Here is a 22,536-nt window from a genome sequence, read left to right as displayed (position 1 = left end):
GCGCCCATGCTCGATACGCAGGCCGTGGGGACCGAGCTGGCCGCCACGGCGAAGGCGCTGAAAGGCTTCGCCTACATCTACGCCGCCGGCGCGAAGACGAAGGAAGAAGCCACGGCTTACCGCAAGCAGTTCAGCGCGCGCGAGGTCATGGTGATCTGGCCGGACTTCCTCGCGTGGGACGACAACGCCAACCAGACGGTGGAAGTCCCGGCCACGGCCTACGCCGTTGGTTTGCGTGCGCTTATCGATCAGGCGACCGGCTGGCACAAGACGCTTTCCAACGTCGCGGTCAATGGCGTGACGGGTATCAGCCTGCCGGTTTCGTGGGATCTGCAGGACCCGGCCACCGATGCCGGCTATCTCAACGAACAGGACGTGACGACGCTCATCAACCGGAACGGTTATCGCTTCTGGGGCTCGCGCACCTGTTCGGATGATCCGCTGTTCGCGTTCGAGAACTACACGCGCACCGCGCAGGTGCTGGCCGACACGATGGCCGAAGCACAGATGCCGGTCGTCGACGGGCCGCTGAATCCGTCACTCGCGCGCGACATTATCGAAAGCATCAACGGCAAGTTCCGCGAGTGGAAATCGCAGGGCTATCTGATCGACGGCTCATCGTGGTTCGACCCGGAGCCGAACACGACCGACGTTCTCAAATCGGGCAAGTCGTACATCGACTATGACTATTGCCCGGTTCCGCCGCTAGAAAACCTGATGCTTCGCCAGCGCATCACTGACCGCTATCTCGCCGATTTCGCCTCACGCGTCACGGCCTAACAGGGAGTAAGAAAGATGGGCATGCCACGCAAAATGAAGGGGTTCAACCTGTTTCATAACGGGACGAACTTTGTCGGGCAAACGAAGGAAATCACGCTGCCGAAGCTGACGCGCAAGATGGAGGACTATCAGGGCGGCGGCATGAGCGGCCCGATTCAAATCGATTTCGGGCAGGAGGCGATCCAGCTCGAATGGACGTGCGGCGGCTTCATGCCGGACGTTCTCAAGCAATACGGCATCACGAAACACGATGGCGTATTGCTGCGTTTCGCCGGCGGCTACCAGGCCGAAGACAAGGACGGTTACGACTCGATCGAAGTCGTCGTGAAGGGGCGGCACAAGGAAATCGACTTCGGTTCCACCAAGCCGAAGGAAGACACCGAAATGAAGATCACGACCGTGGCGAGCTATTACAAGCTTTCCGTGAACGGCGAAGACCTCATTGAAATGGACTTCATCAACATGATCGAGAAGATCAACGGTGTCGACCTGCTGCAGCAACTTCGCAACGCGATCGGCCTTTAACACGCGCAGGCCTGCCCCTCGATCGGGCAGGCCTCATAAGTCACATTCGCAATCATATTCATCACCCGCACGGATACAACCATGACCACGAAAGACACCGCTTCGCAAGACCTCGACACCACCGCGCCGGCGGCCAAAGACCCGAACACGCACACGCTCGATTTTCCGATCAGGCGCGGCGTGCAGACCATCACCGATATCACGCTGCGCCGGCCGACCTCGGGCGAGCTGCGCGGCACGTCGCTGTCGAGCCTCGTCGACCTCGATATCGCCTCGCTTCAAAAGGTGCTGCCGCGTATCAGTACGCCGACGCTCACCGAAATGGACGTGGCGCAGCTCGACCCGGCCGACCTCGTTCAATTGGGGGGTATCTTCGCCGGTTTTTTAATGCCGAAGGAAATGAGAGCGAAGCTGGACTCCCTGAAAGGGTAGAAGACGCAATGGCGGATATCGCGACGGTGTTCGGCGGATGGACACCGGCCACGATGGACGCCTTTTACCCGGCCGAGCTGATGGAATGGCGCGAGCGCGCGCGACTACGAAGCGGAACGAATAACGATGGATAACGCCCTGAAACTGCGCGTGATGTTCGACATGATCGACGGCATCACGAAGCCCCTGAAAACCATGCTCGCCGGTAACAAGGGGCTCGCCAGCTCGCTCAAGGAAACGCGGCGCGAGCTGGCCGACATGGGCAAAGCGCAAAAGGACGTTGGCAAATTCCGCGAGCTGCACAGCGGCCTGACGGACACGTCCACCAAACTCAACGCGGCACGCGGCCGCGTGAGGGAGCTGGCCGGGTCGCTGCGCGCGTTCGGGCCGCCCTCGCAGCAGATGACGGCCGAGCTGGGCAAGGCAAGGCAGGCCGCTTCGCAGCTCAGCGCCGAACAGAAGAAACAGACGGCCGGCCTGCAGGAGATGCGGCAACGTCTCGCCGGCGCTGGCATCGACACGCGCAACCTGTCGCAGCACGAACGCGAGCTGCGCACGAACATCGCCGCCACCACGGCCACGATGAATGCGCAGATGGGCAAGCTCGATGCCATCAGCGAGCGAGAGCGCAAGCTGGCGACCGCCCGCAAAAGCATGCAGTCCATTCAGGGCGTGGCCGCCGGCATGGCGGTAGGCGGCTATGCCGCGCGCTCGACCGGTATGCACATGCTGGGCGACATGCATGAATCTCTCGACGAGGCCAAGAAGGTACAGAACGAGCGCGGCCGCATTACGGCGCTCGGCCTGGGCGAACGCGCGACCAAAGACGCGGAAGCCTACGTGCGATCGATGAAAACGGTCGGCACGAGCCTGTCCGACAAGATGACCTTGATGCGTGACGGTATGTCGATCTTCGCGGATGAGCATCACGCGCAGATGGCTATGCCCACGCTGACCAAAATGAAGTTCGCGAATGAAGCCATGTTCGGCGGAGAACAGGGGCACGAGAACGAAGAGAAGTTCATGAACATGCTCAAGGTCATTGAGCTGCGCGGCGGCACCAAGAACGAAGCGACGTTCAAGAGTGAAGCGAACATGGTTCAAAAGGTGCTGTCCGCGACCGGCGGCCGCGTGGGCGGCGACGAGTGGCGCAACTTCATCCAGACGGGTAAGACGGCGGCCAAGCAGATGCGGCAGGACGCGTTCTTTTACCAGATGGAGCCGCTGATTCAGGAAATGGGCGGGCATGCTGCGGGCACCGGCGTGTCTGCCGCGTACAGCAACCTCATGCAAGGCAAGACTACCGTGCGAGCTGCGAAACGCATGGTGGAGCTGGGGCTCGTCGATACCAAGTCGGTCGAGTACACCACGACCGGAACGGTCAAGCGCATCAAACCAAACGCGCTGATCGGCCACGAGCTTTACAACCAGTCACCGTTTGAGTGGATGGAGAAGGTCCTGTTGCCGAAGCTGGCCGCGATGGGCATCACCGACAAGGAGAAGGTGCTGAGCGAGTTTGCCACCATCATGACGAACGGCAACGGCGCGAATCTGTTTTCGACGATGTACCTGCAGCGTGACCAGATTCACAAAAGCGAGCGGCTGAACAAGGGCGCTTACGGCATCGACGATCTCGACGGTCTCGCCCGCGAGCAAACGGAAGGGAAGGAGCTGGCAGCGATTGCGAAGCTGAAAGACCTGAAAGAAGAAATCGGCGAGAAGATCATCCCGATCTATAACGCGGCTCTCGATAAAACCTCGGTCGCGATCGAAAAAATCAACGGCTTCATGAAGGAACACCAGACGGCCGCCCGCGTCATTCTCGTTACGCTTGCCGCGCTCGCAGCGCTGCTGGTCGTCGTCGGCACGCTGTCCATCGCGCTCGCCGGCGTACTCGGCCCGCTCGCGATCGTGAAATTCAGCATGAAGACGCTGGGCATGGAAGGCGGCATTCTGCGGCAGGCACTCGGCGCCGGCGCCGCCGCATGGCGGGGCTTTGGCTCGGCCGCGATGTTCGCCGGCCGAGCCATGCTGACGACGCCTATCGGACTGGCAATTGTCGCGATTGTCGCGGCCGTGGCTGTCGCGGCGCTGGTGATCCGCAAGTATTGGGAGCCGATCAAGGCTTTCTTTGGCGGCATGTTCGACGGTCTGCTCGCAGGGCTCGCACCTGTGCGCGCTGCGCTCGCGCCGATGTTCAGCGCACTCGGCGCGATCGGCACCGCACTCAAGCCGATCTTCGCGCCTGTCATGGATCTGTTTTCGGGTATATGGAGCTGGTTTGCGAAGCTGCTCGAACCACTACACACAACGGGCGACGGACTGAGCAAGGCCGCCGGCTACGGCCGCACGTTCGGCGACGCAATCAGCCGCGGGCTGCGGCTTATTTTCCTGCCGCTTGAGCTGGTCGCCAAAGGCATTGGCGCCTTGCCGCGGTTGATTGAATCGTTCATGGCTGATGGGGCTACAGCGTTCAGCGGCGGCCTCGCCGGCATGGGCGCATTCATTCTCAACTGGTCGCCGCTCGGGCTTTTCTATCAGGCGTTCGCCGGCGTGCTGTCGTGGTTCGGGTTCGAGCTGCCCGCGAAGTTTTCACAGTTCGGCGTGAACATCCTTTCTGGCCTGGTCAACGGCATCACCAGCGGCCTAGGCGCGGTGAAGGATGCGATTACTGGCGTGGCTGATTCAACGGTCGGATGGTTCAAGGAAAAGCTTGGCATCCATAGTCCAAGCCGCGTATTCGGCGAGCTGGGCGGCTTCATCGGGCAGGGCGCGGCGATCGGCATGGAAGGCGAACAGGGGCGGGTAGCGAAGGCGGCGATCGGCCTCGCCACGATCGCGGCGACCTCGTTCGGCATGCCGGCGCTGGCCAACGGCGCAGCGATCGCACAGGCGGCTGCTGTACCGATCGTTCGGCCGACCGTACCCATTGACACCCGGCCGCCCCTGACAGCGGCGCCAGCGCCCGCCAGCGCGGTCGGCAATGCAGCGCCGGCGGCGTTCGGCCCGATCACCATTCACATTCAGGCGGCGCCAGGCATGGATCCGGCTGAAATCGGACGCATGGTGCGTGCCGAGCTTGAGCGCGCGACGCGGTCGGAACAGGCGCGCCGTGGATCAAGCCTGTCGGACCAATAAACGGAGGAAACGGTCATGATGATGTCCCTCGACCAGTTCGTTTTTAGCCTGACCTCGGCACCGTTCAAGGAGTTGCAGCGTCAACGCAACTGGAAACACCGCACCAGCTCGCGAGTCGGCGCCCGCGACTCAAGCCAGTTCGTCGGCGTGGGCGATGACACGATCACGCTCGCTGGCACCGTCGCGCCCGAGTCGGTCGGCTCGATTGCGTCAATCAAGGAACTGGCGACGATGGGCGACGCCGGCGATGCGTATGTGCTGGTGGACGGTGCAGGCAATGTGTACGGCGCTTTCACCATCGACTCACTGAACGAGACTCAGACCTATCACACGACCGAAGGCATCCCGCGAAAGATCGAATTTTCGCTGACGCTGAAACGCGTCGACGATGAAGCGCTCTCGATGGTGAAACAGAAGGCGCAGAAGGCCGACGAGGCAGACGAATAATGTTCGCCGACAAGAACAACGCCACCGGGCGAACGGCCGCACCGGTCGATCGCGTCGAACCGCAGGCCGACTATCGCGTGACGCTCGACGGCCGCGACCTGTCGCGCCTCATCGCACCGCGCCTCATTTCCCTGTCGGTTTCAGAGTCGCGCGGCGACGAAGCCGACATGCTCGACCTCGTGCTCGACGACTCGAAAAACGACCTTGCGATTCCGAAGCGCGGCGCTGAAATCAAGGTATCGATCGGCTGGGTCGGTGAGCCACTGATCGACAAAGGGACATTCACCGTCAACGAAGCCGAACACAGCGGCGCACCGGATACGATTACCGTGCGCGCCCGCTCGGCGTCGATGACGAACGCCATGCACGAACGCCGGGAAAAGAGCTGGCACGGGCAGACGCTCGGCGCGATCGTGCGCGCGATCGCAACCCGCCACTCGCTCAAGCCGGCGATTGGCGCCGCAATCGCGAAGATCGTGATCGACCACATCGACCAGACGCATGAGAGCGACATGTCGTTTCTCACCCGGCTCGCAAAGCGTTACGACGCCGTGATGAACGTGAAGGATTTGCGCCTGCTGTTCATGCCGATCGGCACCGGCAAGACGGTGAGCGGCAAGCCGCTCGGCGTTATCGAGTTGACGCGCTCAAGCGGCGACCGGCATCGCTATCACGTCGCGCAGCGCGAAAGCTACGCGGGTGTGCGCGCGCATTACCACTCCAACGCGAAAGGAAAACGCAAGTCGGTTGTGATTGGCGGAGAGAACAACAAGAACATGAAGGTGCTGCCGGAAGACTACGCGACCGAAGCCGAAGCGCGCGCGGCGGCGCAAGCCGAGTATGACCGCACGCAGCGCAGCCAGGCGACCTTCGACTACACGCTTGCCCGAGCGCGGCCCGATGCCTTCCCCGAAATGCCCGTGACCGTTTCAGGCTTCAAACCGGAGATCGACGCAACGCCGTGGCTGGTGAAGAAGGCGACGCACACGATCAACGATAGTGGATTCGAAACGGCGCTAGAAATGGAAATGCGAGACGATCCGACCACTGCCCGGCACCGCTCGCACTTCCGGAAAGGTGGCTAACAGGTGTCGCGAAACTTAAGCGTACGCAAAAGCCGCGAATCTTGAGCGGGCCCGGCTTGCCCCTACCAGTTTTAGCAGGATGGCTCATCCCAAAATTCCCGCGTGCTACATTTCTCCGACAAAATATCGAGAGGTTATGCAGCATGGGTTTTGCGTTCATCAGGGAAGGGGACACGACTTCGCACGGTGGTCGTGTGCTGGCCTGCACGGTGACCAACATGGTCGATGGCAAGCCGCTGGCGTTGCTGGGCGACAAGGTTTCTTGCCCGAAATGCGGCGGTGTCTACCCCATCGTCGATGTCAAGAATCTTGGCATGACGTTCGATGGTCGCGCTGTGGCGTCTGAGGGTGACAAGACCGCGTGCGGCGCATCGCTCATCGCCAGCCAAGGCACCGCCACCGCCGAACCGACCAGCGGTCCGGGCGGCTCGGTCGGCGGTGGTAAAAGCGTGCGCTCGCAGGCGAGCCAGGAAACGCCGTACCGTGGTCGTTTTCAGGTGCTCGACGACACGACGCGCAAGCCCGTGGCGAGCCATCCATATACCGTGCGAGCCGTCGACGGACGCACGGTTCAGGGCAAGACCGACGCGAACGGGTTCACCGACTGGCTCGACGGCCACGATGCGTCGTCGCTAACTTTCAGCCACCCAGGGAGCGAGGGCGCATGAGCGACTACGGGGGCGGCTCTGCATCCGGTGGTATGTCGCCGGGCGAGGGTCAAACGACACAGGTCGGAGTGAACGGTCGTCTGTCGAAGAAAGATCGCGTGGTCTTATGCTCCGTCCTGTGCAAATGCAAAGTCATCGGCGTTGCCACGCGGAACGGGCGAATCCAGCGCCAGCGCTGCGTGCAGCAACGGCTGGATGCAGCGAACGAGGTATCGCGTATCGCGACAGGCACTCCGACCGAGTACAGGCCTGAACAGACCTACAACATGCAAGCCAATCCGCCCGAACCGGTAACGGACCCAGACGATCCGCTCCAGCCGCACTCCGATCTGCGAAAATGGATAGAAGATTTCTGGCCCGGAGGACGCACGCAGTACAAAGCGGGCCAAGGCAACCTGCGCCGGCCCGACGTTGTAGTCGTCAACGATCCGACACAACCGCCGGTGCAATCAAACATTTCTCAGGTCGTGGAGTTCAAGTTCCCGCCAGACGCTTTCGGTCGCAACCAAGAGCGGGACTACATCCGCATCGCCGGCGCACGGTCAAAGTTTGTGACACTGGGTCCGGCCGAATGCGGGTGCGGTGACGATGATTCAGATAGCAAAACGTCCACGCAAAAGCAGTCCCAAACCTCTACAGACATGGATGACGTGCTGGGCGGAAGCAGTGGAAGCTCGATGTCGAACGGTGGCGGTCTCCCCCCGGCGTTGCCTCCGCCCCCCGTGCCGCCTGTTTTCCCGTGATGGAAAAAATACATGACTGAAGACGAAATCAAAGCGTGGGTCGCGGACCCGCGTCGCGCCGACACTCTGCCGTTTGGGGTCTACGAGCCCGCTTACAGAAAGGGAATCACGGGGGCGGCTCTAGTGGTGCGAGGCGTCGTGTATTTTCGCGATGGCCACACCCCGGCGGTACGCGCCGCGCTGGTGACGTGCTTTGAGCAGTACCGTGCGGTGATTGACGAATATTTCCATGCTCTGCAGGTTGCCGCCGGGGAAAAGCCGTCGAAGGACGGCCCGCTGCGCTGGTTTTACAGCGAGGGCGAACAGCCCACGCCGCTCGACCAGGCCCCCGGACTCGCCAGCCTCGCCAAGTCAGTCCCCACTGACGAAGCCATGGTCGTTCAGATGACGAGCGCGGACCATAAGCTGGCGACCGGCTTTTACGAGTTCGCAGTCTTCACGATTGCTGACTGGCAAGCGAAGCTCAATCGCGGTATGGACGTGCTCGATTTCACGGTGCCTCGCGCCTTCCTTGAGCAGCGGCCGGGGGTATTTCAGGCACTGTTCTCTGCGTTCTGCGAAGCCCTGCCGACAATCCACGGTCACGCCGGTTTCGCGGTCAACTTGCCACCGATGGGACGCGACCCGAACGAAGCGAGCGAGTATTTCTTCGCCCGTCGCTACGGGCCTGGGATCGACGTGGGCGATCCGATGGGAGTGAGCACTGTCGATCTGATCGGCAAGATCAAAACCGTGGACTGGATCGTCGCACTGGACGGCGACCTCGTACGCGCGGCTGGCGGCGCTTCGTCGCTGACGCTGCCGCCCGACTGGTACGTGCGCCAGCCGTTGGGCGAGGGCGGTTTGATCGTTCAAGCCGGGGTTGCGCCGCAATCTGGCATTTCGGCAGGCCCAGGCAAGCCGCCACTTCCACCGCCCGCGTACGTCCTGTTCAACGCCGCGTTGCACGCTATCGTCGCCGACAAGATGGACATTATCCAAAGCGGCACGCTCGACAGTACCGCGCCGCTCCTGAACACAACCGTTGCGTCGGACGCCTGGCTGCGTCGCTTCGACGTGCGGCCCGACGAGTTGAACGATTACTGGCGCGAACTGCACGCGACCGCGAGAGTCACGAACAGCAAGGCCGCCGTCGCGGCGAACCTCCGCCGCATCCGGAAAGCGATGGGGCTTCCAAACGCTCCCGTTCAATCGAACGAGTTCGGTTACGACGGCAGTTCGCCCACCTGAGCCGCCCACTCAAAATGAAGCGAAACCGATGACGATCGGCGATATCATCGGCGCGAGCTACGTGACCGCAATTCTGCTTGCGGTCGTAGTCGTCGCCCGTATTCTTGACAATACGCAGATGCGCAAGCTTCCGAAGGACCGCGACCCGGCCGCCTGAATATCGCTGCACGGCCAATCCTCAAAAATCTAATAATTTCGCTTGCAAAGTCTTATATAACACTTATAATTGCAGGCGTGAACTCGATTAACTGGACCCCAAAAGCAACGAAGCAGGCGCGCAAGCTCGACCGCCCCGCGCGCCTGCAAATTCTCGATGCCGTTGAATCCCTCTCTACGATGCCGGATTGCCAGAACGTGAAAGCCCTGACGGATCACAGGTATGGATACCGGCTTCGTGTGGGTAACTACAGGGTACTGTTCGATTGGGATGGGGCGATCAAAATTGTGGACATTCAGGAAGTGAGGAAACGCGATGAACGCACCTACTAACATTCAGACCATCATGGGGCCGGACGGAAAGCCGGCCTTTGTGGTGATCCCCTACGCCGACTACATAGCCAAGCGCGCGAACGATAACGACTTGATCCCGCATGACGTCGTACGCCGCGCTCTTGCCGATGACATGTCACCAGCGCGCGCTTGGCGCGAACACCTAGACCTCACACAAACCGAAGTCGCTAATCGGCTCGGTGTGAGTCAATCGGCTTACGCGCAACAGGAAACGAGCGGGCGCTTGCGCAAAGCCTCGCGCGAAAAGATTGCGGCCGCACTCGGCATCAAGCCGGCGCAGCTCGATTTCTGATCACCAAGAAAACGATCGTTTTCTTTACGGTTTAAGCCAGGGGCATTTGATGCCCCTTTTTCGCATATGCGGTGAAACAACCCGTAAATTTATCTACGTAACGGAAACGGTCTTCGAAAGTGGACACGAAAAAGCCTGCTGAGCGCAGGCTTTTTTACGAGTGGGTGAGGGGGGTTATTCAGCCGCAATGTCCTTTTACTAGCGCACGTTTGATAATGCGCGTTGCCGCATCGAGCGAACTTCGCTGGTTCCCCGCGAAAGTTCGCGACAATAGTTTGTCACCTCGCTGGCCACTCTCGCCGCTGCAATGCTGTTGATATCCCGCTCCGAAAAGACAGGGCGTATCTTTGAGTTTGAGTGGAGCCGCCACTCGGGCTTGATTTCACAGAAGATCGCGACGCCGGGTTTCCCCAAGGCTGCGGCGATGTGCATCAACCCGCCGTCTGCGCCGATAAAAAACGAACTCCGCTGTATCAGCTCGGCCGCGGCGGCCACATTCGGCAGGTCGATGTGTGACTCGACGTGACCGCAGTCCTGTTGTTCGCAAACTGCCCTGACCGTATCGAGCGCCGTCTCGCCTGCGCCAATCAGGATAAAACTCGGACCCGGAATCTGCTCCGGCCAACTCGAAGAAATCAGGCGCACAAGCTCTGCCCAATTTCCGTACGTGCGGCGCTTGTCGCCGCCGCCGACCGCGATCGAAATAGTGAACGGCTGCGGCCGCCTTGTGCCTTGCGCCGGGACCGTCAATGCCGGTTCGATCGGACCAGCTTCGCGCGGCTTGAAAACGCGCGCGATCTGCTCATAGGCGAGCTGAATCCTCGAAAAACGCTCGTCCCTACGATGCGCCATGATCGACAGCCACGGCGTGAACGGATGGTATTGGAGTTTCTTGAAAATGGTTTTCGTCGACAAACTCTGGACAATCACCATGTCGTATCGCGCGTCGCAATCATCCAGCGAACGAGACACGCGCCGGAATCGCTCGTCCCCGATAAACAGCTCTATCGGGCCATGAGGCATGCACAAGTCTATGGTTATGCGCGAGTCGATCAGAAACCTCTGCGACAGGTCCATGATGGAATCGCCGATCGTCGCCCAGTCGTAATACCACAAGAGTTTTCGCGTGGTCTGAGGGGCATCACTTGCAATCAAAAGCTGCTGTCCACTGAGAAGCATTAACGCATTGCGTTTAATGTTCGACACGGACAGCGCTTGCGGAATTGACAGCCTGTTCTTGAGTGTTCTGCGGCCGATACCTGCCATTGACTTCCCCGGATGAAAGCTAAAGTTATGTATTTGTAATGTTAAGAGAATTATATATAAGAAGGCACACCGACTGAATCGGAGTCGAAGCATCCGTTCAGCGCCCGTCAGCGTGCCGATTCTTTGCGTACGTATGCTGGCGGGTCGGCACCTGCAAATAGCCGCCCAGCGCGCCACATTCGCGGCAGTTCAACCGCAAGCTCTTGCCAGCGTTCAAGTACGGCTGAAAATCTGCCTTCACTTTTCGCGCGGCGGATTTTGTCCACGACATTCCAGCCACGAACATAGAGTGCGAAGCTGCGCTGACTCGAAAGGAAATGCGGCGCGTGTATGCCGACCCACGCGAGGATTTCGGCCGGTGGCACGTCTGGCGCCGCGGGATCAGGGTCAATGTTGGGGACGACTGGGCTTTCGTCGCGCGGCGTAGGACCGCCGGGATTGGTTTGGCTGGCGCCGCTTTGCGCAAGCAGGCGAAGCAGTTCGATTCGATGCCACGGGATTGGCGAGCGGCCGGCAACGTAGTTGCGGACAGTCCGCGAGCAACAGCGGAGTTTTCTGGCAATCGCAGCGATCGTAAGGCCGCCGGTCAGCTCCAGAAACTCATGTACACAGCCGTGTCGTTGCTCTGCGAACACCTGGGAATCCCTGCGGGAAGTCTGAAGGGCGCGTAAACTAACGTAAACATTACAATCTCGCAAAAGTCGCTACAGATTGTAAGCATCGCGGTGAAGTGGTTAGCTAGATGATTTGACATAATATAAATTATCAACATTTTGTTTTTGTCAGGGCTTTTTAGAAATGTCGTGTTCTGAGTCCGTGAACGTAAATTTCCAACCAATTTGCGTCGTAGAAAGAACGCGTGCATGGCCGCGTGTCATTTCTGAACGAGTCACGTCAACGCAAATCCTCAGCGACACAAGGAATCTCGTCCGTAACCGCTAAGTAATCTGTCCGCCCGTGGCAAGTGCGATCACCATTTCAGTGTGGTGGCGAACTGTTTCACGTCTCGGCGTCACTATCGATTCGCACGTTCGCGCACAGCGGCTTCGCCAGCAATCGACAGGTCCATGAATTCCCGCTCCGGCATCGCTGCCCATTCCATGGTGAACGGCAGATAGAGGCAGATGAGCCAGCCGTCACCCACCTTGCGTCCGGTGTACGGGTGCAAGATCTCGCCGTCTGGGCGGCGTTGTCAAGTTGTCGAGACCACAGCGTAAAGGCGGCAGAAAGAGCATCCGTCAGAAAGCGTGAGACGGATCTTGGGCAAGCTCAGTGAATTCGCGCCAAGCGACGAACCGGGCAGCGAGCTGTTTGCGATAGAGTGAAGCGCGCAGCAGATGCCGTTTGAGCGCGAAATGTTGCCGAATCGGCCCGAAGCACGACACAGCCCAAGTCAGCAAATGCGTGGCATAGGCTCTCCGCTCAGCCAGTCAACCACGCGCTGGCCGCCCACGCTTGTGTTCATCTGAACAAATCGATTGGCGTCTTCGGTAACGTAGCCGATGCACGTGGCCTCCTTGCCCGACGGATGAGCCTTCATTGCCTGCAGCAAGGCAGGCACCGCCTCTCGCGCGACAACGGCCACGAGCTTGCCTTCATTGGCGATATAGAGCGGATCGAGGCCCAGCAGTTCACAGGCCGCTTCGACCTGGGGCAGAATCGAAATAGCCGACTCTTGCAGTGTCATGCCCACTCCTGACTGTCGCGCGATTTCGTTGAGGGTGGTGGCGAGACCTCCCCGTGTGGGGTCCCGGAGGACGTGAATGGCCCCTGGTGGCACGGCCGCCAACATCGCGGCAACCAGTGTATGCAAAGCGGCCGTATCGGATTCGATGGTGGTCTCGAACTCGAGCGATTCGCGCAAAGACAACACCGCAATACCGTGGTCACCAATTGTTCCGGAAAGCAACACAGCATCGCCGCTTCGCGCGCATGCGCCGCCCACCGGAGGTCCATCGGATAAAACGCCGACGCCCGTCGTGCAGATAAAAACACCATCGCCACTTCCCTTCTCGACAACCTTGGTGTCGCCCGTGACGATGGGTACACCCGCGTCAACCGAGGCGCGGGCCATCGAATCCACGACACGCTTCAGATCCGATAACAAAAGACCTTCCTCGAGAATGAAGCTGGCGCTCAGATAAAGCGGCGTCGCGGCGAGCATCGCCACGTCATTAATTGTGCCGTTGACGGCGAGGCACCCAATATCGCCGCCCGGAAAGAATAAAGGCGAGATCACGTGCGCGTCGGTGGCCATCACGAGGCGCTGGCCTGCGGTTGGCGGAAGCAGCGCGCCGTCGTTTCCTTGTCGCAAGAACTCGTTGTCGAAAGCGCGCACGAAGAGTTCCTCGATGAGCTGCATCGACAGACGCCCTCCTGCTCCATGATTCATGTCGATCCGGCCGTGTTTCAGATCCAGAGGCCGCGCGTAGTGCCGTTTTGGAATGTTCATGAATCCGCCGTCCTTAAGAGAGCACGATGTCGCGCCGTGCGAACTCAAGATGCCACAACAGGAATATCCCGGAACCGGCCATAGGAATAGTGAGCAGCGCACGAGCCTTCACTCGACACCATGCACGAACCCATCGGATTTTCTGGCGTACAGATTACGCCGAACAGTTTGCAGTCAGTAGGCTTCTTCACACCGCGTAAGATTGCGCCACATTCGCACTGTTTGTGATCAGGCACGGCCCGATAAGTCAGATCGAAGCGGCGTTCGGCATCAAACGTTTCAAATTCCGGGCGAATGCTCAAGGCGCTTGCCCCCACCTCACCCAGACCGCGCCATTCGAACGACTGCCGCAACTTGAAAATTTCCGCGGTCACGGCCTGCGCTACTGCATTGCCCCTGCGGCTCACCGCGCGCGTGAATTCGTTTTCAATCTCCGCGCGCCCCTCGTTCACCTGGCGCACGAGCATGAGGATGGCCTGCATCACATCCAGTGGTTCGAACCCCGCGATCACGACCGGCTTCCGATGAATGGCGGCGAACCGCTCATAAGGCAGTGAGCCGATCACGACGCTCACATGCGCCGGTCCGACGAAGCCATCGATGGCAACGGTGCCTTCTTCAGGTTTCTCGGCGGCGGCGAGAATGTGCATGATGGCTGGCGGTGTCAGCACATGGCAACACAACACGCTGAAGTTTTTCAGCGCCTTCTGCGCCGCTTGCCGGATCGCGAGCGCGCTGGGAGGTGTCGTGGTCTCGAACCCAATGGCAAGAAAAACGACTTCGCGCTGTGGGTTATCAATAGCCAGTTTCACCGCGTCGAGCGGCGAATAGACGATACGCACATCCGCGCCCAAAGCTTTGGAGCGAATCAGCGACAAGCCGTCCGAAGCCGGCACACGCATCACGTCACCGTAAGTGCACAACATCACCCCGCTATCGAGTGCGAGGCGGATGGCCATGTCCACGCGCCCCACGGGAAGCACGCAAACCGGACAGCCCGGCCCATGAATCATCTGCACATTGGGCGGCAGCAGATCGGCTACGCCGTAGCGAGCAATGGCATGCGTGTGGCCGCCGCAAAACTCCATGAAGCGATAGCGCCTCGACGCATCGGCTTCACCCCTGATGTTGGCGGCGAGATTGCTCGCCAGTTCGCGATCGCGGAATTCGTCGACATATTTCATGCGGCGAGCTCCGCGAACAGTCTAAGCGTCGCTTCCGCCTCTTCAGGGTCAAGCATGCCGATGGCGTAGCCCACGTGAACAATGACGTAATCACCCACTCGAACCTCGGGCACCAGCGCGATCGAGATTATTTTGCGGATGCCGCCAAGATCAATAGTCGCCATCTCGACACCCGACACAGCGACGACACGGGCAGGCAGGGCAAGGCACATTTCAGACCTCGACTGTGGATTGATTCGCGATTTCAGCTTCGACGGTGCAGGCCGCGACCCATGCCTGACCGAGAGCCAGTCCGGCGTCGCCGCAACCCACGCTTTGCGGGCGCAACACCGTCAGACCCGCCTCCTCCAGCGTCGTGCTCAGGCGCTGACTCAGCACCTTGTTAAAGAAACATCCGCCACCCAGAACCACGGTGTACGTGCCATGCGCACGCGCCGCCACGATGGCGCTCGCAGCCAGGCCATTGACGAGACCCAGATGAAAGAGCGCCGCACCGCGCGCGGTCTGTTCAAGATCGCCCTCGCGCACGGCGAAGAGTTCGGCGACTAAAGGCGCGAGGTCGAGCGACGTCCAGGGTGTATCGAATTCGGGGTGAGCTTCCAGCCACTGACTCGCACGGTGCTCAAGCAACATGGCCGCTTCCGCCTCGACGTGTTGATGCAAGCAGAGGCCCAGCGCGCCCGCCGCCGCATCGAACCAGCGGCCGGCGCTAGTGGTGCCGGGGCTGTTGATCCTGCGCTCCATCAGCGTGCGCACGAGACGGGCCGCTTGCGCGCCGACTGCCGGGCCGAACCTTGCTTCGATCTCGTTGCCGCGACCGAGGCCGTGCAGTACTGCGGCGGCCATACGCCAGGGCTCGCGCGCCGCCGTGTCGCCGCCCGGCAACAGGATGGGCGCAAGATGATCAATTCGCCGCCAGCACTGCGCCGACGTGCGGGCGTCGACCCAAAGCACTTCGCCGCCCCATGCGGCGCCATCCTCGCCCAGCCCGACGCCATCCAGTGCGAGACCGATAACGGGGCCTTCGACGGCCTGTTCAGCCTGCACCACCGCGATATGCGCATGATGGTGCTGAACAGCGATCGCCGGAATACCGAGGCGCCCGGCGAGCTCAAGCGCCACGTGGCTACTGTGCATGTCCGGATGCAAGTCATGCGCGACTGCCTGAATCGGCCCAGACGCCTCGCGCAGCAACTGCTCCACGGAGCGGTCCAGCGCCTCGCGGCTTGCTGCATCGATCAGGTCGCCGTGCAAGTCCGACCACACGACCCGTCGCCCATCGACCAGACAGGCGCTGTTCTTGAGGTAGGCACCGCATGCCAGCACCCGCGCGGGCGCCGCTTTGGGCAGATAGGCAACGTGGCTCATGGCGTCGGGTTTGCAATTCGCGCGAGCGGGACCAGTGCGCCGGCGTGCCGCGCCCGCCCCGGCTTCGTTCGGCGATATCCAGCACCACGCGGCGGCAGCAGCCAGTCGAGCCAGTCAACCATCCCGTCACCACGAGTCGCCGATACCAGTATCACCTCGATAAGCGGATTCACTCTCTGGGCATACTGGATGCAACGGGCCACGTCGAAGGTGACGTACGGCATCAGATCGATCTTGTTGATGATCATCAACGAGGCGGCCGCGAACATGTCCGGGTATTTGAGCGGCTTGTCTTCACCCTCGGTTACCGACAGCACCACCACCTTGGCGGCTTCGCCCAGATCCCAAAGCGCCGGGCAGACGAGGTTGCCGACGTTTTCGATGAACAGGATCGCGCCCGAGGTATCGCGCTGATGCGCAGCGGAATGCATATCAAGCCGGGCGAACGCCTCGCCGACCATCTGTGCATCGAGGTGGCAACCGCGACCGGTGTTGACCTGGATTGCCGGCGCACCGGTGTCGCGAATGCGCTCAGCGTCGACACTGGTCTGCTGGTCGCCTTCGATGACCGCCACGCTAACCGCACGAGATCTCGCTTTGAGCGCGTTAATGCTCGCACATAGCAGAGTGGTCTTGCCCGAGCCTGGGCTCGACACGAGGTTCAACGCCGTAACACCATGTGCCGCAAAATGCGCCCTGTTCCGGTTCGCGAAACGTTTGTTTTCACCCAGCACATCGGCTTCCATATGGATCACACGCGCCTGGCTCAGGCCCGGTACGGACGAACCGGCGGCACCTGTTCCATAGTGCAGGTCACCGTCCGAGGCGCTCACGCCGGTTATCTCAGCCTCGGCGGCGCCAGCATGATCTCCGGGATTCGACTCGGCGTTGCAACCGCATACGATGCACATGATTCTCTCCAGATACGTTCAATCGTTGATCACAAGGAGGTCGACGATTCGCAGGTCGGTGCCTCCGGTTGCTTGCAAGGCATAGCCGCCGCATCGCGAGCACGAGTCGAGATGGCTGGCAATTTCCAAGCTCGCGCCGCAGTCCAGGCAGCGCGCAAGGCCAGGGGTCTCGTCAATCATGATCTCGCCGCCCGCGAGACACGTGCCGGGCATGATGGCGCTCAGCGCGAAGCGCAGCGCCTGCGGCTCGACACCTGCCAGCGCACCGACTTCGAGACGCAGTTGCGCGACCCGCAGGAAATGCTCCCGGGAAGCTGTGGCTTCGATCATCCGTAGAATGCCGCCGGCGAGGCTGAGTTCATGCATGAGAAGCCTGTTGCGTGAGCGGCTCAAGTAAAGCGTTGCCATCAAGCCAGTGTTGACCCCAAACGAGGGCCTGCGAAAGATTGATGAGCGCCTGCCTTCCCGGCGACTCACCGAGTTCAAACCCTGTACCGCGAATCGCCAGCAGCGTGCACGGAGGCGACGCCATGCCGGAAAGCTCGCGATAGACCTGCATCACAGATTGCGCCGACATGGCGTGGGTGGTGAAACTCGCGTCGCGTGCGGCATGGAGCCTAGTCACTTCGAACGGTGCGGCGCAATTCAGACTGGCGTCGACAAACAGCACCCGCTCGCGGCCCGTCAGGTCAAGTGCATGCTCGATCTGCAACTGGTAATCCTCCAGAAAGTCCACGCGGATGCCGACGGAGGATCCAGCGAGCGCGCCCATTTGCTGCACGAACAAAGGCCCGAGCGCGTCGTCGCCGCGGCTCACATTGCCCCAACCGAACACCAGCAGTGGCGCCGTCATTCCTCGACTCCTACAGGCGCCGCCAGATTGCGGGAAAGTTCGCCGTCGGCCGAGCGCGTGACATGGTCCGCCAGTCCACCGCCGGCATCTAGCAGCACCACGTCCAGCGGCATCTTGCCTAGCGCATGCGTCGCGCAAGAGAGGCACGGATCGAAGGCGCGGATGGCCACTTCGATGCGGTTGAGCAACCCTTCGGTCAATTCCTTGCCGTCCAGATACTCGCGCGCAACCGAGCGCACGGCCTCGTTCATGGCCTGGTTGTTGTGCGTCGTGGAAACGATCAGATTGCACATCGTGATGAGATCGTCGGGACCCACGCGGTAATCATGAATCAGCGTGCCGCGCGGTGCTTCGATCATGCCGATGCCACCGCCTTGGCGCTCGCCACCGGCCATCAGATCGCCTTGCAGGATGTCCGGATCGTCCAGCAGATCCCTGATCACCTCCACCGTGTGGAGGACCTCGATCATGCGTGCCCAGTGGTAGGCAAGCGTCGCATGCACCAGCGATCCTTTGCCCCAGTCGACGAACTCCCTGCGCTGCGCCTCGGCCAAAGGACTCGGAATGAAGTCGCAGTTCTGCACGCGTGCGAGCGGTCCGACCCGATACCAGCCGGTTTCGCGTCCGATGCTGCGCAGATGCGGAAACTTCATGTACGTCCAGGGTCGAGTCTCTTCCTCGATCAGGTCCCTGTAGCGCTGGTCGCTCACGCCGTCGAGGATGATCTGACCGTCGGCATCGCGAGCGCGCAGCACGCCGTCGTAGAGGTCCATGGCGCCGTCCGCTCGCACGAGCGACAGCATCTTCGAGGGGAAGCTGGCGAAACTGTCGTAAAGCACGCGGTTTTGCGCGTGCAACTGCTTGACGACGTCCACGGCTTCGGCCGCCCACTCGATCATCTGGTCCGCGTCCTTGCGCAGCATGTCGCGGTCAGCCTGGCTGACGTGCTTGTTCATGCCGCCCGGTATCGAACCGGTGCCGTGGATACGTTTGCCCGAAGTCACACGAATCAGCTCCTGACCGAACTTGCGCAACAGAATGCCTTTTCTGGCGATGTCGGGATGCGCCTGCGCCACGCCCACAATGTTGCGCAGGTTTACGTCCGAGTCGAAGCCGAACAGCAGGTCGGGCGACGCCAGGTAGAAGAAATGCAGCGCATGCGATTGCATCACCTGGCCGTAGTGCATCAGCCTGCGGATCTTCTCGGCACTGCGGGTAATGGGCTGCGCGCCCACGACGAGGTCCATCGCCTTGCATGCGGCCAGTTGATGCGATACCGGGCAGATCCCGCAAAGGCGCTGCACCATCACCGGGACTTCCCAGTAGGGCCGGCCTTCGATGAACTTCTCGAAGCCGCGGAATTCGACGATGTGCAGACGCACCTGCTGCACGCGCTGCTGCTCGTCGAGCAGGATCGTGACTTTGCCGTGGCCCTCCACGCGCGAAACCGGGTCGATCGCAATCCGGCGCAGGCCCTCTGGATGGGCGGCAGTCTCGAGGTCGAAGCTCATGGCGGTTCAGTCTCCGGCGCTCAGTCGTAATGCATCAGTGCATGGGTCAGGAGCGGCGTGCGCCCGGCCATCAGGTCGTTCAGAAAACTCCAGAAAGCATCCGCCGAAGGCGGGCAACCGGGCAGAAAATAGTCCACATGCACGACCGCGTGGATCGGCCGTACCTGCCGAAGCAGCGGCGGCAGTTCGGGGTCGTTCGGAATCGCACTCCCTTCGCTCAGGCCGGGACGATCGTGATAGACCTCATTGAGCACATCGGCCAGATCGAAACGATTGCGCTCGGCCGGCAGACCGCCGTTGATTGCACACGCACCCATCGCCACCAGCGTCTTGCAGTTGCCGCGAAACGCGCGCAGCACCGCCACGTTCTCGGCATTGCACACGCCGCCTTCGATCAGACCGATATCGCATTTGCCGACTTCCTTGATGTCGGTGAGCGGCGAGCGGTCGAACTCGACGTGCTCGATCAGCGTCAGCAGGCGTTCGTCGATATCGAGGAAGGACGTGTGGCAGCCGAAGCAGCCCGCCAGCGACACCGTTGCCACTTTCCACTTATGCGGTTGATGGGCGGTGTCGACATTCATGAGCGTGCTCACGAGGCCTCCTGCGTGTCGACGTCGGCGGCCGTATGCGGGTCGTAGCGGCGCACCCCGATCGGGATCACGAAGCCGCGCCGTTTCGGCAGGATCGCGCCCACCGGACAGATGCTCGCGGCGCGGTCCGATAGCGCCATGTCGCTATCGACTAGCAAGCCGCTCATACTGTTGACCACCAGATGCGTGCCGATACCGTGCCCGGCGATCGCAAACACCTCCTTGCCGTCGATGTCATGACTCGCCCGCACGCACAGTTCGCACAGAATGCAGCGGTTAAAATCGATCATCACGTCGGCATGGCTGGCGTCGATCGGGCGGCGCGGATAGAACTCCTGGAATAGCACGTCTTCCATGTTCATCTCGTAGGCCGTCGCCTGCAGCAGACAGTTGCCGCTTTTCTCGCACGACGGGCAAAAGTGATTGCCTTCGACGAACAGCATCTGCAGCAACATCTTGCGCTCGGCGTTGAGTTCATCTGTATTGCTTTCCACCACCTCGCCCGCAGCGGTCTGAAGGGTGCACGCCGAGCCAGCGCGACCCTTGACCTTCACTGTGCACACGCGGCACGATCCCTGCGGATGAAAGTCTGGATGCCAGCACAGGTGCGGGATATAACGCCCCGCGCGCCGCGCCGCCTGCAGAATCGTTTCACCCGGCTCGAAGGGTACGTCTTCGCCATCGAGCGAAAAGGTAGCGGCGGTTTGAACGGGCGTGTTCATGATGGACTCTCCAGAGGCGCGGTCGCGCCTTCTTGCCCGGTAATGCGGCGGGTGTCCGCCAGTTCGGCGTCGAGATCGAAAGCCGGCTCGAACCTTAGCGAGGTCAAACGCCGCTCGTAAGCGGGCCGGAACTTGACAATGGTGTCGTGCAACGCGTTGCACGCCGCGCCGCCCAGACCGCAATGCGTTGTGCCGTGCATCAGACTGTCGATGTCGGACAGCACGTCGACGTCGCGGCGCGAGCCTCGGCCCGCAGCGAGTTTGTCCATGGTCTTGACCACTAGGGCGGTGCCGACACGACACGGCGTGCAGAATCCACAACTCTCTTCCGCGAAGAAACCGGCGTAGTTGCGCGCTACTTCGAACATGTCGCGTGATCGGTCGAACACCATGAATGCGCCTGCCGTCGGCACATCTTCGAACGCAATGCGACGGCCGAACTCCAGCGCCGACAGGCACTTGCCGGATGGACCGCCCACTTGCACCGCCTGGGTGTCGCGCGCGCCGCAATCGTCCAGAATGCGATCGATGCTGGTGCCCATCGGATACTCATAGATGCCCGGCCGATCACAGTCTCCCGACACGGAATGAACGCTTGTACCGGTGGATTTCGGCGTGCCGATCGCGGCCCACCACGCGCCGCCTTTCAACGCGATATGCGTCGCGGCGCAGAGCGTCTCGACGTTATCGACTGCGGTCGGCTGTCCGAGGTAGCCACGCTCGGCGGGAAAAGGCGGACGAATACGCGGCGTGCCGCGCTTGCCTTCCAGCGACTCGATCAGCGACGACTCTTCCCCGCACACGTACGCACCGGCACCGACGTGAATGTCGATGTCGAAGTCAAAACCTGCTTGCCCCAGAATCGATGCGCCCAGCAGATGCGCGTTGCGGCGGCGCTGCAGCACGTCGAGCAACGGCTCCAGCAGGTAGCGATACTCGCCGCGTAAATAGAGCATGCCATGCCGCGCACCGATCGCGAGCGCTCCGATCGTCATCCCTTCGAAAACCATGTCGGGATGGCGCGACAGCAGCACACGATCCTTGAACGTGCCGGGTTCGCCTTCATCGGCATTGCACACCATGTAGTGTTCGCTGCCTTTTGCGTCCCGGCACAATTGCCATTTCATGCCGGTGACGAAGCCTGCGCCGCCGCGTCCACGGAGGTTAGAACGCTTCATCTCGTCGAACAAACCCGGGACACCGCGCGCGAGAACAGCGGCAATCGCTTCACCCGGACGGATTGACGTGCCGAGGAGCACGTCGGCACGCCGGACGTGGTCGTTGACGCGGGACCATTCCGTCGGCCAGTCGGTCAGCGGCACGCCTGCTTCGATCAGCCCGGCTAGCGTCCCAACACGCGCGGCATCGAGCCGCGTCACCACCTGATGGTGATTGATCAGGAGCGACGGTCCTTGATCGCACAAACCCGTGCAGGAGCAGAAATCCACACTGACGCGGCCGTCGGCGCGCGTCTTGCCGCGTTCGACGCCCAGCCGCTGACACAGGTCGTCGAGCAACGATACGTTGCCGAGCATGCGGTCGGTGATGTTGTCACTAAACAGCACGCGGTATTCGCCCACCGGATTGGTATGAAAGAAGCGGTAGAAGGTCGCCACGCCCTCCACGTGAGCGAGGGTCAGGCCAAGTCCGTCCGCCAGTTCAGCCAGCATGGCGCGCGGCAGCCAGCCGTGTTGCAACTGGGCTTCACGCAGAATCTGCACGAGCGCATATGGACTGCCGCCGTAGCGCGCCAGTAGCGCAGCGACCGGCTCGCCCGGAACGTCGGCGTGCCGCGCAAGACTGGATGCGGAAGCCACCATGGCGTG

27 protein-coding genes and 1 pseudogene are annotated in these 22,536 nt (G+C 61.3%); 13 read left to right on the top strand and 15 right to left on the bottom strand.

The genetic code is table 11. The annotated features are described in order from the left end of the window. The 13 genes from BX591_RS34305 to BX591_RS34250 form a co-directional block, all read left to right on the top strand. Window positions 1-780, top strand: a 780-nt coding sequence (locus tag BX591_RS34305; RefSeq protein ID WP_111935744.1) for a phage tail sheath subtilisin-like domain-containing protein, incomplete at its 5' end; no start/stop codon positions are given. A 15-nt stretch (window positions 781-795) separates the two neighbouring features. Further along, on the top strand, window positions 796-1,305 hold the full coding sequence (locus BX591_RS34300) for a phage major tail tube protein (RefSeq protein ID WP_167444676.1): 510 nt from the start codon (window positions 796-798) through the stop codon (window positions 1,303-1,305). An 81-nt stretch (window positions 1,306-1,386) separates the two neighbouring features. Continuing rightward, window positions 1,387-1,737, top strand: a complete 351-nt coding sequence (locus BX591_RS34295) for a phage tail assembly protein (protein ID WP_111935741.1) — start codon at window positions 1,387-1,389, stop codon at window positions 1,735-1,737. A gap of 8 nt (window positions 1,738-1,745) precedes the next feature. Continuing rightward, a complete protein-coding gene (locus BX591_RS34290) occupies window positions 1,746-1,871 on the top strand; it encodes a GpE family phage tail protein (protein ID WP_111935740.1) in 126 nt (41 codons plus the stop codon). After that, window positions 1,864-4,875: a phage tail tape measure protein gene (locus BX591_RS34285; protein WP_111935739.1), complete on the top strand. Its 3,012-nt coding sequence runs from the start codon at window positions 1,864-1,866 to the stop codon at window positions 4,873-4,875. Before BX591_RS34290 ends, BX591_RS34285 begins: the two co-directional genes overlap by 8 nt. Before the next feature lie 15 nt (window positions 4,876-4,890). Further along, window positions 4,891-5,322: a phage tail protein gene (locus BX591_RS34280; protein WP_111935738.1), complete on the top strand. Its 432-nt coding sequence runs from the start codon at window positions 4,891-4,893 to the stop codon at window positions 5,320-5,322. Continuing rightward, a complete protein-coding gene (locus tag BX591_RS34275; RefSeq protein WP_111935737.1) occupies window positions 5,322-6,407 on the top strand; it encodes a phage late control D family protein in 1,086 nt (361 codons plus the stop codon). Before BX591_RS34280 ends, BX591_RS34275 begins: the two co-directional genes overlap by 1 nt. A 143-nt stretch (window positions 6,408-6,550) precedes the next feature. Beyond that, window positions 6,551-7,075, top strand: coding sequence for a PAAR domain-containing protein (locus BX591_RS34270; RefSeq protein ID WP_111935736.1), 525 nt, complete (start codon window positions 6,551-6,553; stop codon window positions 7,073-7,075). Next, window positions 7,072-7,818, top strand: coding sequence for a VRR-NUC domain-containing protein (locus BX591_RS34265; protein WP_111935735.1), 747 nt, complete (start codon window positions 7,072-7,074; stop codon window positions 7,816-7,818). The genes BX591_RS34270 and BX591_RS34265 overlap by 4 nt, the downstream gene beginning before the upstream one ends. A 12-nt stretch (window positions 7,819-7,830) precedes the next feature. Continuing rightward, entirely contained in the window at window positions 7,831-9,048 is a 1,218-nt protein-coding gene (locus BX591_RS34260) for a DUF3396 domain-containing protein (protein ID WP_111935734.1), read from the top strand. 28 nt (window positions 9,049-9,076) lie between these two features. Continuing rightward, window positions 9,077-9,205 (top strand): hypothetical protein, encoded by a 129-nt coding sequence (locus tag BX591_RS37200; protein WP_276330794.1) that lies wholly within the window; start codon window positions 9,077-9,079, stop codon window positions 9,203-9,205. 77 nt (window positions 9,206-9,282) lie between these two features. After that, the gene (locus BX591_RS34255; protein WP_111935733.1) at window positions 9,283-9,537 is read left to right on the top strand and encodes a type II toxin-antitoxin system RelE family toxin; all 255 of its coding nucleotides are present in this window, start codon (window positions 9,283-9,285) and stop codon (window positions 9,535-9,537) included. Beyond that, window positions 9,521-9,850, top strand: a complete 330-nt coding sequence (locus tag BX591_RS34250; RefSeq protein WP_111935732.1) for a helix-turn-helix domain-containing protein — start codon at window positions 9,521-9,523, stop codon at window positions 9,848-9,850. Before BX591_RS34255 ends, BX591_RS34250 begins: the two co-directional genes overlap by 17 nt. A 198-nt stretch (window positions 9,851-10,048) precedes the next feature. On the opposite strand, the gene BX591_RS34245 is transcribed toward BX591_RS34250, so the two are convergent. From BX591_RS34245 to BX591_RS34180, 15 genes and pseudogenes are all read right to left on the bottom strand, one after another. Next, window positions 10,049-11,116: a glycosyltransferase family 9 protein gene (locus tag BX591_RS34245; RefSeq protein WP_167444675.1), complete on the bottom strand. Its 1,068-nt coding sequence runs from the start codon at window positions 11,114-11,116 to the stop codon at window positions 10,049-10,051. 107 nt (window positions 11,117-11,223) lie between these two features. Further along, on the bottom strand, window positions 11,224-11,751 hold the full coding sequence (locus tag BX591_RS34240; RefSeq protein WP_081936151.1) for an IS21 family transposase: 528 nt from the start codon (window positions 11,749-11,751) through the stop codon (window positions 11,224-11,226). A 380-nt stretch (window positions 11,752-12,131) separates the two neighbouring features. Further along, on the bottom strand, window positions 12,132-12,284 hold the full coding sequence (locus tag BX591_RS36715; RefSeq protein WP_167444674.1) for a hypothetical protein: 153 nt from the start codon (window positions 12,282-12,284) through the stop codon (window positions 12,132-12,134). Between the two features lie 70 nt (window positions 12,285-12,354). After that, window positions 12,355-12,501: pseudogene (locus BX591_RS34235) on the bottom strand (IS6 family transposase); the annotation flags it as partial. Window positions 12,502-12,509: 8 nt separating this feature from the next. Beyond that, window positions 12,510-13,568, bottom strand: a complete 1,059-nt coding sequence (gene hypE / locus BX591_RS34230; protein WP_111935730.1) for a hydrogenase expression/formation protein HypE — start codon at window positions 13,566-13,568, stop codon at window positions 12,510-12,512. 44 nt (window positions 13,569-13,612) lie between these two features. Continuing rightward, entirely contained in the window at window positions 13,613-14,752 is a 1,140-nt protein-coding gene (gene hypD / locus BX591_RS34225) for a hydrogenase formation protein HypD (protein WP_111935729.1), read from the bottom strand. Beyond that, entirely contained in the window at window positions 14,749-14,964 is a 216-nt protein-coding gene (locus BX591_RS34220) for a HypC/HybG/HupF family hydrogenase formation chaperone (RefSeq protein WP_111935728.1), read from the bottom strand. The genes hypD and BX591_RS34220 overlap by 4 nt, the downstream gene beginning before the upstream one ends. A gap of 1 nt (window position 14,965) precedes the next feature. Continuing rightward, a complete protein-coding gene (locus BX591_RS34215; RefSeq protein WP_111935727.1) occupies window positions 14,966-16,120 on the bottom strand; it encodes a Kae1-like domain-containing protein in 1,155 nt (384 codons plus the stop codon). After that, window positions 16,117-17,031 (bottom strand): hydrogenase nickel incorporation protein HypB, encoded by a 915-nt coding sequence (hypB, locus tag BX591_RS34210; protein WP_111935726.1) that lies wholly within the window; start codon window positions 17,029-17,031, stop codon window positions 16,117-16,119. The genes BX591_RS34215 and hypB overlap by 4 nt, the downstream gene beginning before the upstream one ends. A gap of 18 nt (window positions 17,032-17,049) precedes the next feature. Further along, complete coding sequence (locus BX591_RS34205; RefSeq protein WP_111935725.1) at window positions 17,050-17,397, bottom strand: hydrogenase maturation nickel metallochaperone HypA/HybF; 348 nt, start codon at window positions 17,395-17,397, stop codon at window positions 17,050-17,052. After that, window positions 17,390-17,884: a hydrogenase maturation protease gene (locus BX591_RS34200; RefSeq protein ID WP_111935724.1), complete on the bottom strand. Its 495-nt coding sequence runs from the start codon at window positions 17,882-17,884 to the stop codon at window positions 17,390-17,392. The genes BX591_RS34205 and BX591_RS34200 overlap by 8 nt, the downstream gene beginning before the upstream one ends. Next, window positions 17,881-19,395, bottom strand: coding sequence for a Ni/Fe hydrogenase subunit alpha (locus tag BX591_RS34195; protein ID WP_111935723.1), 1,515 nt, complete (start codon window positions 19,393-19,395; stop codon window positions 17,881-17,883). Before BX591_RS34195 ends, BX591_RS34200 begins: the two co-directional genes overlap by 4 nt. Window positions 19,396-19,415: 20 nt before the next feature. Further along, window positions 19,416-19,991: an NADH-quinone oxidoreductase subunit B family protein gene (locus BX591_RS34190; protein WP_244147198.1), complete on the bottom strand. Its 576-nt coding sequence runs from the start codon at window positions 19,989-19,991 to the stop codon at window positions 19,416-19,418. Beyond that, window positions 19,988-20,710 carry a 2Fe-2S iron-sulfur cluster-binding protein gene (locus BX591_RS34185; RefSeq protein ID WP_111935722.1) on the bottom strand — a complete coding sequence of 241 codons (723 nt, stop codon included), beginning with the start codon at window positions 20,708-20,710 and terminating at the stop codon, window positions 19,988-19,990. Before BX591_RS34185 ends, BX591_RS34190 begins: the two co-directional genes overlap by 4 nt. Further along, on the bottom strand, window positions 20,707-22,530 hold the full coding sequence (locus BX591_RS34180; protein WP_111935721.1) for an NAD(P)H-dependent oxidoreductase subunit E: 1,824 nt from the start codon (window positions 22,528-22,530) through the stop codon (window positions 20,707-20,709). The genes BX591_RS34185 and BX591_RS34180 overlap by 4 nt, the downstream gene beginning before the upstream one ends. Window positions 22,531-22,536: the final 6 nt, after the last annotated feature.

Origin of the sequence: Paraburkholderia bryophila (assembly GCF_003269035.1) — a bacterium.
GTDB classification, from domain to species: domain Bacteria; phylum Pseudomonadota; class Gammaproteobacteria; order Burkholderiales; family Burkholderiaceae; genus Paraburkholderia; species Paraburkholderia bryophila.
The sequence above is the reverse complement of the archived record's forward strand: the minus strand, read 5'-3'. Positions and strand labels throughout refer to the sequence as shown.

Bases quoted from the DNA above. Each gene is read 5' to 3' on its own strand.
- BX591_RS34300 (WP_167444676.1), top strand. From the start codon at position 796: ATGGGCATGCCACGCAAAATGAAGGGGTTCAACCTGTTTCATAACGGG.
- BX591_RS34295 (WP_111935741.1), top strand. From the start codon at position 1,387: ATGACCACGAAAGACACCGCTTCGCAAGACCTCGACACCACCGCGCCG.
- BX591_RS34290 (WP_111935740.1), top strand. From the start codon at position 1,746: ATGGCGGATATCGCGACGGTGTTCGGCGGATGGACACCGGCCACGATG.
- BX591_RS34285 (WP_111935739.1), top strand. From the start codon at position 1,864: ATGGATAACGCCCTGAAACTGCGCGTGATGTTCGACATGATCGACGGC.
- BX591_RS34280 (WP_111935738.1), top strand. From the start codon at position 4,891: ATGATGATGTCCCTCGACCAGTTCGTTTTTAGCCTGACCTCGGCACCG.
- BX591_RS34275 (WP_111935737.1), top strand. From the start codon at position 5,322: ATGTTCGCCGACAAGAACAACGCCACCGGGCGAACGGCCGCACCGGTC.
- BX591_RS34270 (WP_111935736.1), top strand. From the start codon at position 6,551: ATGGGTTTTGCGTTCATCAGGGAAGGGGACACGACTTCGCACGGTGGT.
- BX591_RS34265 (WP_111935735.1), top strand. From the start codon at position 7,072: ATGAGCGACTACGGGGGCGGCTCTGCATCCGGTGGTATGTCGCCGGGC.
- BX591_RS34260 (WP_111935734.1), top strand. From the start codon at position 7,831: ATGACTGAAGACGAAATCAAAGCGTGGGTCGCGGACCCGCGTCGCGCC.
- BX591_RS37200 (WP_276330794.1), top strand. From the start codon at position 9,077: ATGACGATCGGCGATATCATCGGCGCGAGCTACGTGACCGCAATTCTG.
- BX591_RS34250 (WP_111935732.1), top strand. From the start codon at position 9,521: ATGAACGCACCTACTAACATTCAGACCATCATGGGGCCGGACGGAAAG.
- BX591_RS34245 (WP_167444675.1), bottom strand. From the start codon at position 11,116: ATGGCAGGTATCGGCCGCAGAACACTCAAGAACAGGCTGTCAATTCCG.
- hypE (WP_111935730.1), bottom strand. From the start codon at position 13,568: ATGAACATTCCAAAACGGCACTACGCGCGGCCTCTGGATCTGAAACAC.
- hypD (WP_111935729.1), bottom strand. From the start codon at position 14,752: ATGAAATATGTCGACGAATTCCGCGATCGCGAACTGGCGAGCAATCTC.
- BX591_RS34220 (WP_111935728.1), bottom strand. From the start codon at position 14,964: ATGTGCCTTGCCCTGCCTGCCCGTGTCGTCGCTGTGTCGGGTGTCGAG.
- BX591_RS34215 (WP_111935727.1), bottom strand. From the start codon at position 16,120: ATGAGCCACGTTGCCTATCTGCCCAAAGCGGCGCCCGCGCGGGTGCTG.
- hypB (WP_111935726.1), bottom strand. From the start codon at position 17,031: ATGTGCATCGTATGCGGTTGCAACGCCGAGTCGAATCCCGGAGATCAT.
- BX591_RS34205 (WP_111935725.1), bottom strand. From the start codon at position 17,397: ATGCATGAACTCAGCCTCGCCGGCGGCATTCTACGGATGATCGAAGCC.
- BX591_RS34200 (WP_111935724.1), bottom strand. From the start codon at position 17,884: ATGACGGCGCCACTGCTGGTGTTCGGTTGGGGCAATGTGAGCCGCGGC.
- BX591_RS34195 (WP_111935723.1), bottom strand. From the start codon at position 19,395: ATGAGCTTCGACCTCGAGACTGCCGCCCATCCAGAGGGCCTGCGCCGG.
- BX591_RS34185 (WP_111935722.1), bottom strand. From the start codon at position 20,710: ATGAACACGCCCGTTCAAACCGCCGCTACCTTTTCGCTCGATGGCGAA.
- BX591_RS34180 (WP_111935721.1), bottom strand. From the start codon at position 22,530: ATGGTGGCTTCCGCATCCAGTCTTGCGCGGCACGCCGACGTTCCGGGC.